Here is a 15921-nt window from a genome sequence, read left to right as displayed (position 1 = left end):
CCGGTCGGTTCGCCGTTCGATCGCGTGCCTTTTCAACATCCGCTTTCACACGCGTTCATGAAGGGCAGACTTAGGCTCCGGATCATGACGAGGGTGGGACGGGCGGTAGGAGACGTGGTGAAGGTCCGCGCGGGCTGGCGGCCGGAGAGGCTGCGGGAACAGAGGGAGGCCCACGGGCTGACCCTGGAGGGTGCTGGCGAGCGGCTGCGTGACGTAGCGAGGGCAGCGGGGGTGGCCGTTCCCGCGGCAAACTTTCAGACTCTGTGGCAGCACGAGCAGGGTGAGGTCTATCCGGGTCCGCATTACCGGCGTGCGTACTGCCTGCTCTACCGGGCCACCGAGCCCGAACTCGGCTTCCGCCACGGCCTTCCGGGGGAGAAGACGCGGATACAGTTCACGCCGTCCGATGCTGGGGCAGATGGGCTGCACAACGGAGCGCATGTCCTTGCTGTCGAGCGTGCGTTGCTGCAGATCAGGCCGGGCACCGAGGACACTGACAGCAAGATGCTCCATCAGCGCATCCTGGATGCCTGGAAGAGGCGGCATACGGGCGGGGACCCGAACCGCCCCACTCTGGTCCTGGTCGGCGGCTACGCCGGCAGCGGCAAGTCCGAGTTCGCGCGGTTCCTGTCCCAGCTCACCGGCTGGCCGGTCTTCGACAAGGACCCGCTCACACGGCCCTTGGTGGAGCGACTCCTCATCACCCTCGGCAGCGACCCGAACGACCGCCACACCAGGTTGTACCGGGAGCAGGTACGGCCTCTTGAGTACCAGTGCCTGCTTGAGGCGGCTTACGCGAACGTGGACTGCACGATCAGCACGGTGGTCACCGCGCCGTTCGTCGCCGAGCTCACGGACGAGCGCTGGTTGCAACGGCTGGTCAACCGGTGTGAGGCCCGAGGGGTTTCGGTCTCTCCCATCTGGATCCATTGCGACGTCGAGACGATGCACGAGTACGTCAGTTTCCGCTCCGCCGCCCGCGACTCGTGGAAGCTCCAGCACTGGGAGGACTACGTGGCCACCATCGACCCCGACCTGCGGCCGGTCGTGCCCCACCTGGTCGTCGACAACCGCCTCGGTGCCGCGATATCGCTGACCGATCAGGTCCGCCAAGTCTTTGGGACGGTGTTCTGATGGAGCGGGGAATCCTCCTCTACGGGCCGCCCGCGTCGGGCAAAGACACCATCACCTCGGCCCTCGCCGACCTGGACCGGCGATACGTCCCCTTCACCCGGCTGAAGGTCGGCACCGGCCGCACCCACGGATACCGGATGGCATCACGGGAGCACCTGCGGCAACTGGAGGAGCGCGACGAAGTCGTCTACCGCAATGACCGGTACGGCAACACCTACGTCGTGGACCGGCCGGGCCTATGGGAGGTCACCTCCGGGGGGCGGGTGCCGGTGGTCCATCTCGGTCAGATCGCCGGGGTGCGTGCGGTGGCCGACGGCTTCGCGGCCCGGTGGTGGCGCGTGCTGTTGTGGTGCCCGCGTGCCATCACCGAGCAGCGCTCCATCGGGCGGGGTGATGGGGATACGGCTGCGCGGCTCGCAGCATGGGACGCGACGGAGCGCGATGTCGCGGACAACCCGGGCATCAGGTGGGATCTTGTGGTGCACACCGATGGTGTGCCCGCTCGGGATGCCGCCGAGCGGATACACGCCCTGGTCACCGCGGCGAGATGACTGTTCCGGCACTTCGGTGCCGGAGCTGGTCAAGCGCCTCCTCGATACTCAGGTCCGCGTCGCGGGCGTCCTCCCAGTGTGCGAGGACGGCAGCCGTGGCATGCAGCAGGTCGTCCGGCAGGCCGGCCGCGTGGACCAGCGTTGCCGCCTCCCGCATCTCCGGAGCCCAGCGCCAGGCACGTGAAGCGGTCTTGGGGATGTAGCCCGGTTCGGTGAGATAGCTGTCCGTGCGCAGCCCAGCGATGTCGAGAAGCTCGTCGGCGACGCCGTTGGCTTCGGCCGCTCCGTAGGCGATGGCCGCGAGAACGCGGGACGCTTTCTGGTAGCTGGTGTAGGTAAGTTTGAGAGCGGATGCCTTACCGATCTCCTCGCCCAGTGGACGGACGGTTACGTCCGTGTCGGCGAAGATCCGTTTCACACAGTCGACGGCGTCGGATGGGCCGGACGTATAGAGGCGCGGCTGCTTGCCTCCGACCGGTGGTGAGCCGACCACGGCGGCGTCGACCACGACTGTTCCCGGTAGGGCCTGCGCGATGCGCCGGACGCGCTGGGGAGCAATAGCGTTCGCCTCGACGTAGACCTTGCCCTCCGGGCCGTGGCCGGCCACCTCGAAGGCGATGTCCTCGGCGGCTGCCGGCGGGCAGAGGGAGATCACCACATCGCAGCGCGTGACGAGTTCCGCCATACCGTCGGCCGCCGTCAGCCCGGCCTGCCGCGCACGGCGGACGGTGGCCGAACTGCGGCCGGCAGGATTCCACAGCACCCGCGCGCCCGCGCGACGCAGTTGGGCAGCCACCGCGGCTCCCATGCTTCCGGGGTGCAGGATCCCCACCGTCGTCTGGGACACCGGCTTCATAGGGGGCTCCTCCTCGGTCCGAGCGAGTACAGCAGATCGATGGCGGTGCGGGCGTCGGGAACCTGATGGTCCGGCTCCGGCAGCTCTCGCGGCCACACGGCACCGCGATCGATCGACCGCAGCAGCGATGTCCGTACAGTACTGATCCCACAAGGCAGCAGTCGGCTCGGTCAGTTGGAACCGCTCCCGGATCGCCTCGAAGTCACCAGGGGCAGCACGTTCGACCAGCAGATCCGTAAGCCATGCTTCTTCCTCCTGGCCGAGGCTGTATCGGCTTCGGAAGGACGCCGCCCAGCGGGCCAGTGCGAGCTGCCGATCCACCAAAGTGTTGTCCACATCGAAGAGCACCACAGGCTGCACACAGCGATCCTACGCCCGGGACACAACAGCCTTAGATCAGCGGTACTCACGCAGTCAGCTTCTGCTTTCGTTCGGTTGACAGCGTGCAGCGCTGGAACGTGGGTCAGCGTCTCGCGTGGGCGTCATGTCCACGACCTTCCAGGTCGCGCCGCCTTGCAGGAAGCGCGACCTCGGTGGTTGGGACAGATGCCCTTCTTGTTGCTATGTGCTGGGCTGGGTGGGGTCGGTGTTTGAGGTGGGTGGGAGCCGTAGGACTGGTCCCGTTCGAGGCTTCTTGGGGCCGTAGCGTCGGGGGTTGCGGATGGGAAGGCCGGACTGGGTGAACCCGGCCTTCGGATTGGGTGGCCGGGGGCCCTTCTCCCCGCGGGGAGCGAAGAGGTCGATGGTGCGGATCTGCAGGCTGTGATGAAGGTAGGCGAGGTCGGAGGCAGTCATGGGGAATCCCTCGGTGAGAGCGGCCAGCATCTCGTAGGCCGCAGGAAGGTCTGCCTGAGAGGCGTGACTGATCTGGATACGGGTGGAAGCGAGCCGCGAGGACGGCGCGTATCGAACCGGTTGATGCCCCAGCACGTACCGGGAGTTCCACGTGAGACTGTCCGTCTTCACGATCCGGTCCCAGACACACGAATCAATAGCAAACGAGGCAGCTGCACAGTGAACTTCACCATCACCCCAGAAAAGACGATCCAGGCATACGGCGTCACTTACTTCCCCCGCAACGATGTCACCGGATTCGACGCGCGCACAGCCAACTTCCTGAGCACCGTCGGACTGCCCACCTCGGACGTCTTCACCTCCCGCATGGACGTCACCGACCCCTACGGCCCCGACACCGGCGCCATCACCATCGGAAGCCGCTTCGACCTGCACGGACTGCAGTGCCCCCCGGAAAGCCGGACATGGTGGAGCCTGGGCTACCTGTTCACCTCACTCCTCGCACTCGACCCCGCGACAGGGAAGGTCTACGCCTTCCCCGAAGGATCCCTTGGCTACATCGAGCTGCACCGGGACATCGAATCCCTCGCCTTCGCCCTCATCGAGCTACGCAAAGTCGAGATCGACCACGACAACGACGCCGACCCTGAAGACCTGGCAACCCGATTCCGCGAGACCGTCGAAGCCTTCGACCCCACCCCGTTCACCGACGAAGACTCCCAATGGAACCTCTCACTCGAAGAACTCGAACAAGGCATCTGGTAACACAACAGGACCTTCAACCCTATCCGTCGTCTGCGAAGTACGGAATCGGCCGGTGCCGGATCGAACCGTGTCAGTGGCTGGTGACAGGATCGAGGGGTGCTGGGCAAGGGATACGACGTCGGCCCGTTGGTGCCGGGCGAGTCACTGGTGGTCCAACCGGGTTTCTGGTCGAACTACCTTTTGGCGATGTGCAGCGACGGATGGTGTGCCGAGCGCCCGGTGCCGGAGTGGTTCGGCGACGACGGCGCCGATGTCGACGCGCTGTCCGAAGTTCTCTTCGATCCTGAACGCTGGCCAGTGTTCAGGGTGCCGGCACAAGACGGCCCCGGAGTCGTGGTGGTCTACCGCAACCTGGATGGCGACCACGGCACCGACTATCTCCTCACCGATCCAGGAAGGAGCAGTGTCGAGCAGATCGCCAGCTGGGATGGAGATTTCTCGGGCACCGGGCTGACATGGCGCGAACTGATCCGGATCGCCGACAGTCCCGCCTGTGCGGCCGAAGGCGTCCAGGACACGGCGGCTCGCTTTCTGCTGCTCCTTCCTCTCCTCACCGACCCGGACGTGCCGGAGACAGCATCGGCAAGGCTCATCGCCGCCCTGGCCGCAATCGGCGCGCCGCCAGGCACTATCTCCATCACGGCGGAGCATCTGCTGGCACACCTCACGAGGAGATCCCGACACGACCCCACGTGGGCGTCTCCGCTGAGCGGCGGCTGAGAGACGGACCGGCTGCTGGTCAGCGATGTAGTGATCTCGGTATGGCTGCTGTGACTTCGGCGTTGGGACCTTCCTGGATAGCCCTCCGGCTTGAGCCCTCGCGGCTTGGGGAGGCTGGTGACGGTTCTGCGACGCCAGGGCGCGGACATGGTCCGCGAAGGTCGGCCGTAGAGCCTTCCGCTGGAGGACCGGCCCTGCTGGTCGCGGCGTATAGGCGAACGAACCTCACGATGCGCCAGCTCGTGCGCAGATCGGAGTGTCCAAGTCGGTGGCGGACCGGATCATCGACCACCTCGGGCCGATGCTCGCCCTTCACCCACGGGAGTGGTTCGCGAAGGACGCCGTGCTCATCGACGCCGGCGCCCTGGCCCCTACCCGCGACCGCACCTTCGCGGAGCGGTCGAAGAACCACCGGTACTCCACCGACCACCAGGTCGTCATTGACGCGGCGCCCAGCCTGCGGAAATCGCGTAGCTACTGAGTTCGGGTGCCGGTATCGTCCGGTCTCTCGATCCGCCGTACCAGCGCCCTACGTTCAGAGAGCGATCCCATGGCCAGCCAGCAGGCAACGACGACTCTATGGCGCCCCACCGGCCCCAAAGAGCTGGATCTGGTTCGGGAGCTGAACTGGCGTGCGTGGCCGCCCCGACTGCCCGAGCAGCCGATCTTCTATCCAGTCCTGAACGAGGACTACGCGATCAGGATCACCCGGGACTGGAACGTGAAGTACGACGGCGCAGGCTTCGTCACTCGTTTTGAGGCCGAGTCGGAGTTCCTGAGCCGGTATCCCATCCAGCAGGCCGGCGGGCAGACGATCCTCGAGCTCTGGGTTCCAGCCGAGGAGCTGGACGACTTCAACGCCCACATCGTTGGCGAGATCCAGGTGGTCCACGAGTTCCGCTGAGGCGGAGAGGGACGCTGGGGCAGCAGCCGGGCGGGGGCGATGATCCCGACGTGGCGGGTGTGATCACGGCGTCGGAGTCGTCCTGATAGCCCCGTTCACCAGGCTGAGCCCGCGTGCTGGTGATCATGCTGCGTTGCGACGGTGCGGACGCGGCCCTCAAGGGGCGACCGTGGGGCCTGTTCCTGGAGGGCTGGACGCTGCTGGTCGCGGCGTACTGGCGCTGGCGTGACGATGCGCCAGCTCGCGCCGCTGTTCGAGGCGGCGACATCCCCGGCGGACCGTGTGATCGGGTCTCGGTCCCATGCCCGAGCTTCAGCCCCGCAAGGCGTTCGTCAGGGGCGCCGTGCTCGTCGACGCCCACACCTGGCGCGTCGTTACGGTAGGCCGACCGCTTCCGGGCAACCGCGAATGGCTGCAAAGCCTGGGAGGAGCCCGGGGCCAAGGCCGCCGTCGGCAACACGACGACGGCCACCGACCGCGGCTATCCCCGGGCACCGGCCTTGGGACGCCTCACCGCCGCCGCGCGAGGGCGCGGAACTGTCCGACTGGAAGCAACACAACAAGGTCTGTAAGCAGGTCCGGACATGCGTTGAGCACGCGTTCGCCCGCATGAATGCCTGGAATTTTCTCGCGACCGCCGCCTTAAGTCGTCATCTCATTTGGTGCGTTGGGTAGGCTGTCGGTCGTGGCGGGCATTGTTGAGCGGCTTGTGCCGGATGAGTTGTGGGTACTGTTCCAACGGGTGGTGCCGGAAGCGCCGTCGCGGCCTCAGGGTGGTGGTCGGCGCCGGCACGGTGACCGGGAAGTGCTCGCCGCGATCGTGTTCGTGGCCACGTCGGGCTGCACCTGGCAACAGTTGCCGACGGCGTCGTTCGGGCCGTCGGGGGCGACAGCTCACCGACGGTTCACCGAGTGGAGCAAGGCGCGGGTGTGGGCCAGGCTCCACCGCCTGGTCCTTGACGAGCTCGGCGCTCGCGGTGAACTGGACTGGTCCCGCTGTGCGATCGACTCGGTAAACATGCGGGCCCTGAAAAGGGGGACCTGACGGGTCCGAATCCTGTTGACCGGGGCAAGTTCGGGTCGAAGATTCACTTAATCACGGAGCGGACCGGTCTGCCCCTTTCTGTCGGAATCTCGGGGGCGAACCTGCACGACAGCCAGGCTCTTGAGCCCCTCGTCCGCGGGATTCCGCCCATCCGGTCGCGCCGCGGCCGCCGACGGCGTAGGCCCGGCAAGCTCCACGCGGACAAGGGCTACGACTATGCCCACCTGCGGAGATGGTCACGCGGACGTGGTATCAAGCACCGCATAGCCCGCAGGGGCATCGAGTCCTCGCAGCGACTGGGCCGCCACCACTGGACCATCGAACGCACCATGGCCTGGCTCGCCGGCTGCCGCCGCCTCCACCGCCGCTACGAACGCAAAGCCGACCACTTCCTCGCCTTCACCAGCATCGCCTGCACCCTCATCTGCTACCGCAGACTCACCAAATGAGATGTCTTCTAAGACGTGCCACCACACCCACGAGAAACCCAAGATCAATCCCACACAACTACCGGACCACAGACCAAGCCCCCGAACAACCAAACCGAACACGCCGGCAGACCACGCCCATCACGCCCGAACGCAGCCCCTTCAGCCATCCTGAGTCCCACCCCAAAGACGGGACACCAGACCAAAACAGTCCAACTCCCTGAACATCACTGACCCGTCACATCAGGGCAGGACCGGCTGACCGCGCTCGGCATCGAGGCTGCCAAGGCCCCTTCTACCGCCCCGGCGACGGCGACGGGCAGCGCGGCGGAAGGGGGGCGGGGAAAGCTCAGCAGTCGTTCCAACGGGGCCTGGCGGCCCTCACGCAATGGGTAGAACGCGAAGGACCGGACCGACCCGTACCAAGGGGGCACAGCGAGCACACCACGGTCGACCGCGAGCCGGAGCCGGTGACCGTCAAACTCTCTGGAGGGGGTGGGGTAGTCGAAGCCTCACCAGGTCCGGAAAGGGGCCCTCAGTGAATCGGCATGGTCGGCTCCCCTTGACCGTATGCCCTGAGGCAACTGAAGGCCGACCGCTACCCGGCTGGTCCACCGACGCCGGCCGCACCGAGGACATCGGGTGGTGCCAAGCCCGCACCACGCTGCTCGAGGCCGTCGCACGCCACCACCACGCTCACCTGCACGCCGCCATCGTCGAGCTCGGCGGGTAGCTGGAGCTCCCAGCTACCCGTAACCCAGAAGGCTGCGCGGTCAGCGCCGGCCGCCGCCGATGCGGCGGTCGTCGGCCAGTGCGGTAAGCGGGCCGAACTCGCGGGCAAGCTGGCTCCACGTCAGAACCTCGCCACAGCGGGCCAGGAACTCCTTCGGGTTGAACTCGGGCATGGTCCAGGTGCCAGTGCCCCGGTCCCGCAGCCACAGGTCCCCGTCACCGTCGACCACAGTCGGCGGGACCGGTACGGGCTCGGCCTGATCGGTGGGATCCCAGGTGACCCGGCCCGGGTGGGAAACGCGGCGCAGCTCGGTGGTGGCCAGCCGCGCGGCCAAGTCACGGGTGGACTCTTCGGCGTCCTTGACCGACGCGAGTCGGAATGCGTCGTCAAGTATGGGCAGGGCTGGATTCTTGCTGCGCTTTGAACTCATACGCTGACTACCTTCGGTAGGGGGCGTCACATCCGTTATGGCACCCCGTAGAGGAACACGGTATCCGAGGCGGGAGCCGGGGCCGGCTACGAGCACTGTCCAGGTGGAGGCGCTGCCACACCGGGCAGTGGGACTAGGTGGTGAGCGGTTCCTGAACGTGGCGCAACCCGTGGTGGTAGCGCTCAGATACGACGGTCCGGGTCAGAGAAGATGAGGCCGCCGGGGGCGAGCGGACGTCGGGCCGGGGCGGGTGCGGGCTCGGGCTCGCCGGGCGGCTGGCGGAAGTCGGCACCCTGCTCGACCGGCATCAGCCGGGGCCCACCCGCCTGGGCGGGTACGGGAGCGCCGGAAGCGGGCTCGGAGAAGGCGGGCAGCGAGAGCGGTCGCCGGCCGTGGCCGCCCGGCCGGCCTGAGCCGGAAGCGGGGCCGCCGGTACGGCTGCGGGTGCGGGAGGAGCGGTCGTCTATACGTGTGGGGTTCATTCAGAACCTTCCTTGATACGGCACGTACCAAGGAATTCCCGCAGCGGAAAAGCAGCACGGGGGAATCACGAGAACGGGCCGGATGGAATGCGAAAGTGGATCCTGGCATGTAATGAATCCGGTGCAGACGCAAGAAAGGAAACAGGTGACGTCACGCGGGACGTGAAATTCAGGACGCTGACGGGCGCGACTGTGAAGAGGTGCACCGGGAAAAGGGGCGGTGGTTCTCCCGGAGGGGACCTGTGCGGGACATGCCCGTAGCTGGGGCCCGCACCCCGAGGGATACGGGCCCCAGCTACGAAGTGCGTGTCAGGAGGGAACGATATTCTCGGCCGTCGGGCCCTTCTGGCCGGGTGCGATGTCGAAGGTGACCTTCTGGCCTTCGAGCAACTCGCGGAAGCCCTGGGCGGCTATGTTCGAGAAGTGGGCGAACACGTCAGCGCCGCCATCGTCCTGCTCGATGAAGCCGAATCCCTTGGCCGCGTTGAACCACTTCACAGTGCCAGACGCCATGTCATATCTCCTTTGGGGCAGTACACCGGCGCCCGCAATGCACGGGTACCGGGTCGCCGCGATGATGCCCCGCCCGGAAATTAACCGGAAATACAGAAAACGCTTCCAGCGGCTGAAAAATACCGACGAAGGCGCTTGAAGTTTTGGGAACCACAACTGCAACTGAGACCGACAGTAGCATGCGGTAGGGGCCTGTGTATGTTAAATAATTCCACTCTATTTGTTGCGGTAAAAAACACTCCCCGCATGGCGTGATAAACCCTCACCCCGCGGTCATAGATATTAGTCCGCCCGTCGCACAGCATTTCAAGAACAGTGATCGCAGTTCACCGCTCACAGGACACCGCTACCCCCGTGGCACCGTCCCTACCCGACGCCGCCGCATCAGCCCGTATCCCGGTCCCGACATAGGTCAGGGCCGGGCAGCTGGTGCTGCGCGGCCCTGATCACGTGCGCCCCAGATCCCGCCACCGTCGTCTGAGGGCCGGTGCTCCCTGCTTCGGGAGAACCCGGCTGGACGGCAGGGCCCGTCCGGGGCAGCCGTACGCTCCCAGCGCGGGCCGATCGGGGAAGAAGGGGTCAGGTCAGGTTGATGTTCTCCGCCTGGGGGCCTTTCTGGCCCTGGGTGATGTCGAACGTCACTGCCTGGCCTTCCTGGAGCTCACGGAAGCCCGTGGAGTTGATCGCCGAGTAGTGGGCGAAGACGTCCGGGCCGCCGCCGTCCTGAGCGAGGAAGCCGAAGCCCTTCTCCGCGTGGAACCACTTAACCGTTCCCGTAGCCATGTCTGATGCCTTCCAGTCGATGAACGCCTCCCGCAACGCGCGGGAGGCGGAGGTGATCGCCCTGGTTCCTACGGCAGAGCACAGCAAAACGCCCACGCCGAGGGCGTGGGCAAAAAATGGGGGGTCCGAACCACGACAGCTGCCTTGGACGCTACACGCCCACGCACCCCGTCACCACGAAAAGCCACCCGCACGCCACACCTCGGTATCCGTGCACAGGGGGACCGCGAAACCGTTCTGACAGACCCGCACAAAGGCGCGCGCCGCTAACCGGCGGACACGCGCCACCTTACGCCGCGGCCTGCGGGTTCACCGTTCCGAGTGCGTGGCGGTGGTGTTCGGCGTTGATGCGTTGCGCTTCTTCGAGTTGGTCTTCGAGGATGATGATGCGGCAGGCGGCTTCGACGGGGGTTCCCTGGTCGACGAGTTCCCGGGCTCGGGCGGCGATGCGCAGCTGGTAGCGGGAGTAGCGGCGGTGCCCACCCGCGGAGCGCAGCGGGGTGATGAGGCGGGCCTCCCCGATCGCGCGGAGGAAGCCCTGAGTGGTGCCGAGGATTTCGGCTGCCCGTCCCATGGTGTAGGCCGGGTAGTCATCATCATCGAGCCGGCCGAACGAGTCGTCCGCTGTCATCTGCACCTCTCATCATCGTGAACGCGTGGAGGGGCCCTGGCGCCATTGGCACCAGGGCCCCGAAGGAACTGCTACACCACCTACCGGCCCTGATACTGCGCCGGTCTACTTGTTCCGCACGGCCACCCGGGAGAGGGCTGGCACTGCGGGGATCGCGGTTGCTTGACCGGAGACCACCTCACTCACGATGTCCTGCGGTACCCGGACTCCAACTTCCGCCCGGGCGATCCTGATGGCGCCGAATCCCTCCGTTTCTTCCCTCTGGGATCCATCACTTACCTAACTACTACTGCTGGTACTGCTCTCCTGCGTACTGCTCTGTGACCTGACCAAGCGCCACTCTTCGGCAGCCAGCCCCGTCGCCCATCCTGCGTCTGCTCTGGCTTAGAACCCCACTGCCGAACCTCCTGATGCGCGCGCCCGCAGCCGACGCCTTCACCAAGGTGCTACTCACTGACTTCACTGCTGGTCCTACGAACAGCGCTCACGGGGTACCGCCACTGCGGTCCCGCTGACGGTGGCCCCTCATCACCGCGGGCCACCCGGTCCGGTCGTCAGTCCCGTCGCCGTCCTACAACCGCTCTGGCTTCGAAACTCCACCACCGCACCGTCCTGCGTACTGCAACTACCTGCACTGCTGCTCGGCAGTTCGTCTCTGCCGGGCCTTGCTGATCTCGGCTACGAGAGAAACCATAACCACACCACCACCCAATGTCTACTCCGGCCAAGATAGATTTCTGCGTGCCTGACAAAGAGGTAATCGACCTCGAACAGCAAGGGAGGCACTCCCCTCCCCCCGCCTAGCGCAGGAGATCCTCACCAGCGACCACACAGACGTCCGCCGATGCCTGCCAGCTGGATGCCGCGGCAGAACACAGATCTCCCAGCAGGTGCGCTACCGCTACGCACTGCCTTCCACCGGGCGGGCGCCAGCCGGCGAAGTGGGTACAGGTGAGGCCGTCGGACAACGCGCGGAGTATCTCGTGCGCTTCGTGCGCCGCCTCCGGGCCGGACGCGGCGCGTCATCGTCATCGACCGCGCACCCGCCGGGTGCCGCGTGGTCAGCCACCCGGTGGGCGTTCGTCCTCCGGGTCGTCCGGTGCCTGGCGCGCGACCATGGCGGGGTCGGTCTCCTCGCCCCGGGCCAGCAGACGCAGAGAGGCGACCAGCCCGGTGTCCCGCATGCTCGCGAGCTGCCACGCCCAGGCCATCCCGCAGATCAGGTCAGCGACGACCAAATAGCACAGGACCCGTACGGCACCGAGGTCCGACGGAGCGCGCACCAGACGGACTCCGGCCCAGATCTCGAAGACCACGATGCACAGCAGGCCGGCAGCCAGCCCGTACGGCCGTCCCGCGACGCCGTCCCGAACGCGTAGCGCGGCGAGCGCGAAGGCAAGAACGCAGACTCCCCCGGCGGCGGACCACCAGCCCAGATCGACCCCGGGCACCAGGGACGCCAGGGAGAGCACCAGGGCATCGGTGAAGACCAGCAGGGCCGCCGAGGCCAAGGTGCGGAAACCCGTGCGCCCCGTTGTCCCGGCCACCTGCTGCGCAGGCAGTGAGAGCGCGACGAAGAGCAATCCGGCCAAGGCACCCGTGGCCCCAGCCGCCGCGGTGAAGAAGTCGCGGTACTCCTCCGGCATCATGCGCGCACGCTATCGCCCGCCCTCCTGACCCGCCGGGTGACGCACCCAACAAACGCCCCCGACAAGCACCGCGCCAACACGCCCCACCCACGAACACGCCACACGTTCGATGCGGCAGCAGCCCAAAGAGAGACGCCGTGATCGTGGCCAGGCACCAACAGCCCCAGCTCGCCGTTCACGGGCCGACAGAGCACAGCCGGGACCGTCGCCGCAAGGGCGGTCCGTCCTGTGGAACGCCCGTGACCGGAAACAGTTACCCATCGTCCGGCGGTGGTATCTCTCGAAATTCTGGGCTGCGGTGCTACGCGGGAAGAAGGCCCGGAAGTACCGACCCGGTGTATGCGGCGAGCACGCTTCCCAGCGCTCCGCTGACGACTGGGGAGTTGAGGATGCCGACGATGGATCCGCCCCAGCGCTGGAGTCTGGCCGGGTCGGGAGATCCGTTGGCGGCCTCGGTTTCGAGACGTGTGGCGAGTTGCGTGAACTCAAGGGCGTCGTCTTCCGGCAGCTCCAGAACAGGTGCCGCCTAGCGCAGAGCGCGGGCGAGCATGACGACGGCTGCGGGGTCGCCAGTGGTACCGGCGGCCTGGATCGCGTCGGCGTCCGTTTGAAGGGCCCCTCCCGTCCGGTGGGTAACTGAGGCGGCGGGCCGGCCCGCCCCGGCGGCGACGGTCATCGCGGCAACGGCCACTCCCGTCATCTCCGAACGTCTGCTGAAAGAGCGCCCATTCATGCGCATGTTGCTCCTCGGAAGAAGTTGGCCCTGTCGGCTCGACGCTAGGGCCGGGAGCGGTGCAGGCCCATCCGCCAGCCCGTGGGTCCAGTTGGGGTTGTCCCCCGCATCGGGCCCGCCGCTGGCCGGGGCGGGTCTCCGGGGGGCCTTTGCCGGATCCGCACGCGGCTGGGCAGACTGGGGCGCATGACGACGACTTCCCTGGACAAGGGCGCGAACCTGCCCGTTGACTCCGCTGTGGTGCACGCCGTGCTCTCCTGGGCCGACCACCCCGGCATACCGGCCGCGGACGCCTCAGCGCTCCTGCTTGGCGGCGACGGACGGGTGCGCGACGACGGGGACTTCGTCTTCTACAACCAGCCGGAGCATCCCCGCGGCGCGGTGCGCCACCTGGGGAAGCAGCAGGTGTCCGGCACGGTGTCCGACACCCTCGAAGTGAACCTCGGGCGGTTGGAGCAGGGCATTGAGCGGGTCGTGCTGGCCGCGTCGGCGGACGGCGGGCCGTTCGGCCGGCTGTCCGGGCTGACGCTGCGACTGCTGGACGCCGGGACGCGGAGCGAGCTGGCGCGATTCGCGATGGAGGCGACGACCGAGACGGCTTTCATCGGCGGTGAACTGTATCTGCGGGGCGGGCGGTGGAAGTTCCGCGCGGTGGGGCAGGGGTACGCCTCCGGTCTCGCCGGACTCGCCACCGACTTCGGCATCAGCGTCGACGAAGAGCCCCAGCCCCCCGCCGAACCACCGGCCGCAACCCTCGCCGCTCCCCCTGCCGACGCACCCGTGCCGCCCGCGCCGGCCCCCGGCGCTCCCGGGCTGGGGCGGGTGAACGGAGAGGAGCGGCTGCCCGTCGATATGCGCAAGCGTCTGTCGCTGCGCAAGGAGCAGGTGGCCGTCAGCCTCCGCAAGCACCGCGCGGAAGGGGTGTCGGCCCGCGTCGTCCTGGTGCTCGACGCGTCCGGCTCCATGGCTGCCCTCTACACCAGGGGCACCGTGGCCGAGGTCGTGGAGCGCATGGCCGCCGTCGCCGCGAAGCTGGACGACGACGGCGATATGCAAGCGTGGACCTTCGCCTCGAATCCGGCCCGGCTGCCGGATCTGACGCTGGGAGAGCTGCCGGAGTGGCTGCGGCTCCATGTCCGCGTCGGGCAAATAAGCTTCTTCCGGAGGAAGTCGAGGAAGGGCCTGGAGCCCGGTCAGGTGGACATGCGCGACGTCGGCATCCAGAACGAGGAACAGAAGGTGATCGCCGAGGTCCGTGACTTCGTCCGGCGCAACCCGGTTCCCGTTCCCACCCTGGTGCTGTTCTTCTCCGACGGCGGCGTTCACCGCAACGCCGAGATCGAGCGGGAACTGCGGGAGGCGGCCGAAGAACCGGTGTTCTGGCAGTTCGTCGGGCTGGGACGGTCGGAGTACGGAATCCTGTCCCGATTGGACACCATGCAGGGCCGCCGGGTCGACAACGTCGGCTTCTTCGCGGTCGACCGTATCGAAGACATGCCCGACACCGAGCTCTACGACCGCTTGCTCTCCGAGTTCCCCTCCTGGATCACCGCCGCCGGCCAGGCCGGCGTCCTGTGACGGCCCGCCCGGACACACAACCCCTTCCGGCACAGCAGACCATCAGGTGAGAGCCGACCCGGGCACGGGGGCGGCGCCCGTCTCCCCAAGGTCCGGTACGCCGCCATCCGCAGGAGCCCGGTCGGTGCGGGTCCAGTACGCCACACCCCGACGTCTCCCCCGGGCCCGCCCGGGGCCCCAAAGCGTCATACCCAACACCGATGACCAGCCGGCGCCAACAGATCTCGGCAACGAGCCGGGCGACCACATCGCGGGAGAACCGCAGATGCACCAGCAGATCGACCCGTATCCCCGCGTCGTCGGAGAAAATCTTCGGGATGTGGAGGTAGCGGCGCGGGTCGGTCTGCTCCGCAATCCCCAAAGGCCGCGCGAGCTCCTGGTACAGCAACTCGATCCACTCGCGGCGGCTCCCAGGGCCAGCGTCCGAGAATTCCGTAGGCGATCTCACCCGCGGCGTGGCGGTGATGATGCCGCTCGTCTGAAGAGTTGCGAAGACTCTGGTCCCGCTTGTCCCCCCAGCTCGCGGACAGTCCGCTCTGTGGCGTCGAGGTCCTGGGTGGTCAGGTAGCCGCTTGCAACTGGTGCTCCCACGACCGCATACGGGAGGCCAGACGCTGCCACCCGGTCCGGTAAGAGCGGGGGTGCACCTTGCCCTCGGTCTTCGGCAGGACGCGGGTCCCGGCCCGCCAGAACGTCGCCTCCGTCCTGCGCACCCCGTCCAGATCGCCGGCCCGCCAGAATCCCGATCCCGACCACCAGCGAACCGGCCGTCTGCTTCAGTTCCCTGTCGAACCTGCTCTGCCCCATAGCCGTCGCAACCTCCGCCTGTCCGACGTGTTCCGAGCACACAACGCCAAGAAGCAGACACGACCGTAGAACAGGGCACCTGTGGATAGATCTCATCGACTTCCGGGGCGGTTGTGAATAGGGAATCCGTGTGACGACGCAGCACAGTTGGCAAATCAGCACGCTTATTGGCAAACGACGCCGACGTCACTCTGTGGTTACTTGAGCCGGGACGCGATAGTTGGAACCGGGCCACAGCGGTTGGAACCAAGATCAGGTTGTGGAGCGGTTGGGGCCTGGGATCTCGGGGTTCGCGGGCAGGCAGGATCGCGGCGTCGTGGGCGGCGAGATCTTCTCGGGTTCCGACGAGGGCAGGTCCGCAGTCGGGGGCGTCGGTCGACGACC

General features: G+C 67.1%; 16 protein-coding genes and 2 pseudogenes. 9 read left to right on the top strand and 9 right to left on the bottom strand.

The genetic code is table 11. From position 1 onward, the window contains the following. Positions 1–84 precede the first annotated feature (84 nt). Positions 85–1134, top strand: coding sequence for an AAA family ATPase (locus OID54_RS37400; RefSeq protein WP_329027117.1), 1050 nt, complete (start codon positions 85–87; stop codon positions 1132–1134). Further along, entirely contained in the window at positions 1134–1685 is a 552-nt protein-coding gene (locus OID54_RS37395) for a guanylate kinase (RefSeq protein ID WP_329027115.1), read from the top strand. The genes OID54_RS37400 and OID54_RS37395 overlap by 1 nt, the downstream gene beginning before the upstream one ends. Here OID54_RS37395 and OID54_RS37390 read toward each other — a convergent pair. Together OID54_RS37390 and OID54_RS37385 are read right to left on the bottom strand one after the other, a co-directional pair. Further along, positions 1669–2637, bottom strand: a complete 969-nt coding sequence (locus tag OID54_RS37390) for a DUF1932 domain-containing protein (protein ID WP_443055827.1) — start codon at positions 2635–2637, stop codon at positions 1669–1671. The two genes, OID54_RS37395 and OID54_RS37390, sit on opposite strands and share 17 nt — an antisense overlap. Before the next feature lie 465 nt (positions 2638–3102). After that, positions 3103–3507 carry a hypothetical protein gene (locus OID54_RS37385; protein ID WP_329027112.1) on the bottom strand — a complete coding sequence of 135 codons (405 nt, stop codon included), beginning with the start codon at positions 3505–3507 and terminating at the stop codon, positions 3103–3105. Positions 3508–3555: 48 nt separating this feature from the next. Here OID54_RS37385 and OID54_RS37380 point away from each other — a divergent pair, with 48 nt between their 5' ends. From OID54_RS37380 to OID54_RS37355, 6 genes and pseudogenes are all read left to right on the top strand, one after another. After that, positions 3556–4101 (top strand): SUKH-4 family immunity protein, encoded by a 546-nt coding sequence (locus OID54_RS37380; protein ID WP_329027110.1) that lies wholly within the window; start codon positions 3556–3558, stop codon positions 4099–4101. Between the two features lie 129 nt (positions 4102–4230). Next, complete coding sequence (locus OID54_RS37375) at positions 4231–4821, top strand: hypothetical protein (protein WP_329028021.1); 591 nt, start codon at positions 4231–4233, stop codon at positions 4819–4821. Positions 4822–4862: 41 nt separating this feature from the next. Next, positions 4863–5269: pseudogene (locus tag OID54_RS37370) on the top strand (helix-turn-helix domain-containing protein); the annotation flags it as partial. A gap of 102 nt (positions 5270–5371) precedes the next feature. Next, positions 5372–5725, top strand: a complete 354-nt coding sequence (locus tag OID54_RS37365; RefSeq protein WP_329027109.1) for a hypothetical protein — start codon at positions 5372–5374, stop codon at positions 5723–5725. A gap of 50 nt (positions 5726–5775) precedes the next feature. Beyond that, positions 5776–6322 (top strand): annotated as a pseudogene (locus OID54_RS37360) (IS5/IS1182 family transposase); the annotation flags it as partial. A gap of 97 nt (positions 6323–6419) precedes the next feature. Beyond that, positions 6420–7219 (top strand): IS5 family transposase gene (locus OID54_RS37355; RefSeq protein WP_443055826.1). Its coding sequence is split into 2 segments (ribosomal slippage): positions 6420–6768 and positions 6768–7219, totalling 801 coding nucleotides; the frame shifts between segments, so codons are not numbered across the junction. Between the two features lie 752 nt (positions 7220–7971). On the opposite strand, the gene OID54_RS37345 is transcribed toward OID54_RS37355, so the two are convergent. From OID54_RS37345 to OID54_RS37315, 7 genes are all read right to left on the bottom strand, one after another. Further along, entirely contained in the window at positions 7972–8361 is a 390-nt protein-coding gene (locus OID54_RS37345) for a hypothetical protein (RefSeq protein ID WP_329027107.1), read from the bottom strand. A 182-nt stretch (positions 8362–8543) separates the two neighbouring features. After that, positions 8544–8843 (bottom strand): hypothetical protein, encoded by a 300-nt coding sequence (locus OID54_RS37340; protein ID WP_329027104.1) that lies wholly within the window; start codon positions 8841–8843, stop codon positions 8544–8546. Between the two features lie 309 nt (positions 8844–9152). Further along, entirely contained in the window at positions 9153–9356 is a 204-nt protein-coding gene (locus OID54_RS37335) for a cold-shock protein (RefSeq protein WP_329027102.1), read from the bottom strand. Between the two features lie 579 nt (positions 9357–9935). Continuing rightward, on the bottom strand, positions 9936–10139 hold the full coding sequence (locus OID54_RS37330) for a cold-shock protein (RefSeq protein WP_329028017.1): 204 nt from the start codon (positions 10137–10139) through the stop codon (positions 9936–9938). Between the two features lie 289 nt (positions 10140–10428). Further along, positions 10429–10770, bottom strand: coding sequence for a helix-turn-helix domain-containing protein (locus OID54_RS37325; RefSeq protein WP_329027099.1), 342 nt, complete (start codon positions 10768–10770; stop codon positions 10429–10431). 1061 nt (positions 10771–11831) lie between these two features. Next, positions 11832–12419 (bottom strand): hypothetical protein, encoded by a 588-nt coding sequence (locus tag OID54_RS37320; RefSeq protein WP_329027096.1) that lies wholly within the window; start codon positions 12417–12419, stop codon positions 11832–11834. 526 nt (positions 12420–12945) lie between these two features. After that, positions 12946–13152, bottom strand: coding sequence for a hypothetical protein (locus OID54_RS37315; RefSeq protein WP_329027094.1), 207 nt, complete (start codon positions 13150–13152; stop codon positions 12946–12948). A 186-nt stretch (positions 13153–13338) separates the two neighbouring features. Here OID54_RS37315 and OID54_RS37310 point away from each other — a divergent pair, with 186 nt between their 5' ends. Beyond that, the gene (locus tag OID54_RS37310) at positions 13339–14730 is read left to right on the top strand and encodes a VWA domain-containing protein (protein ID WP_329027091.1); all 1392 of its coding nucleotides are present in this window, start codon (positions 13339–13341) and stop codon (positions 14728–14730) included. The last annotated feature ends 1191 nt before the right edge of the window (positions 14731–15921 follow it).

Source organism: Streptomyces sp. NBC_00690 (assembly GCF_036226685.1).
GTDB lineage: Bacteria > Actinomycetota > Actinomycetes > Streptomycetales > Streptomycetaceae > Streptomyces.
Note: the sequence above shows the minus strand (reverse complement) of the source record. Positions and strands in the feature narration are given on the sequence as shown.

Bases quoted from the DNA above. Each gene is read 5' to 3' on its own strand.
- OID54_RS37345 (WP_329027107.1), bottom strand. From the start codon at position 8,361: ATGAGTTCAAAGCGCAGCAAGAATCCAGCCCTGCCCATACTTGACGAC.
- OID54_RS37340 (WP_329027104.1), bottom strand. From the start codon at position 8,843: ATGAACCCCACACGTATAGACGACCGCTCCTCCCGCACCCGCAGCCGT.
- OID54_RS37330 (WP_329028017.1), bottom strand. From the start codon at position 10,139: ATGGCTACGGGAACGGTTAAGTGGTTCCACGCGGAGAAGGGCTTCGGC.
- OID54_RS37395 (WP_329027115.1), top strand. From the start codon at position 1,134: ATGGAGCGGGGAATCCTCCTCTACGGGCCGCCCGCGTCGGGCAAAGAC.
- OID54_RS37320 (WP_329027096.1), bottom strand. From the start codon at position 12,419: ATGATGCCGGAGGAGTACCGCGACTTCTTCACCGCGGCGGCTGGGGCC.
- OID54_RS37325 (WP_329027099.1), bottom strand. From the start codon at position 10,770: ATGACAGCGGACGACTCGTTCGGCCGGCTCGATGATGATGACTACCCG.
- OID54_RS37400 (WP_329027117.1), top strand. From the start codon at position 85: ATGACGAGGGTGGGACGGGCGGTAGGAGACGTGGTGAAGGTCCGCGCG.
- OID54_RS37335 (WP_329027102.1), bottom strand. From the start codon at position 9,356: ATGGCGTCTGGCACTGTGAAGTGGTTCAACGCGGCCAAGGGATTCGGC.
- OID54_RS37365 (WP_329027109.1), top strand. From the start codon at position 5,372: ATGGCCAGCCAGCAGGCAACGACGACTCTATGGCGCCCCACCGGCCCC.
- OID54_RS37315 (WP_329027094.1), bottom strand. From the start codon at position 13,152: ATGAATGGGCGCTCTTTCAGCAGACGTTCGGAGATGACGGGAGTGGCC.
- OID54_RS37310 (WP_329027091.1), top strand. From the start codon at position 13,339: ATGACGACGACTTCCCTGGACAAGGGCGCGAACCTGCCCGTTGACTCC.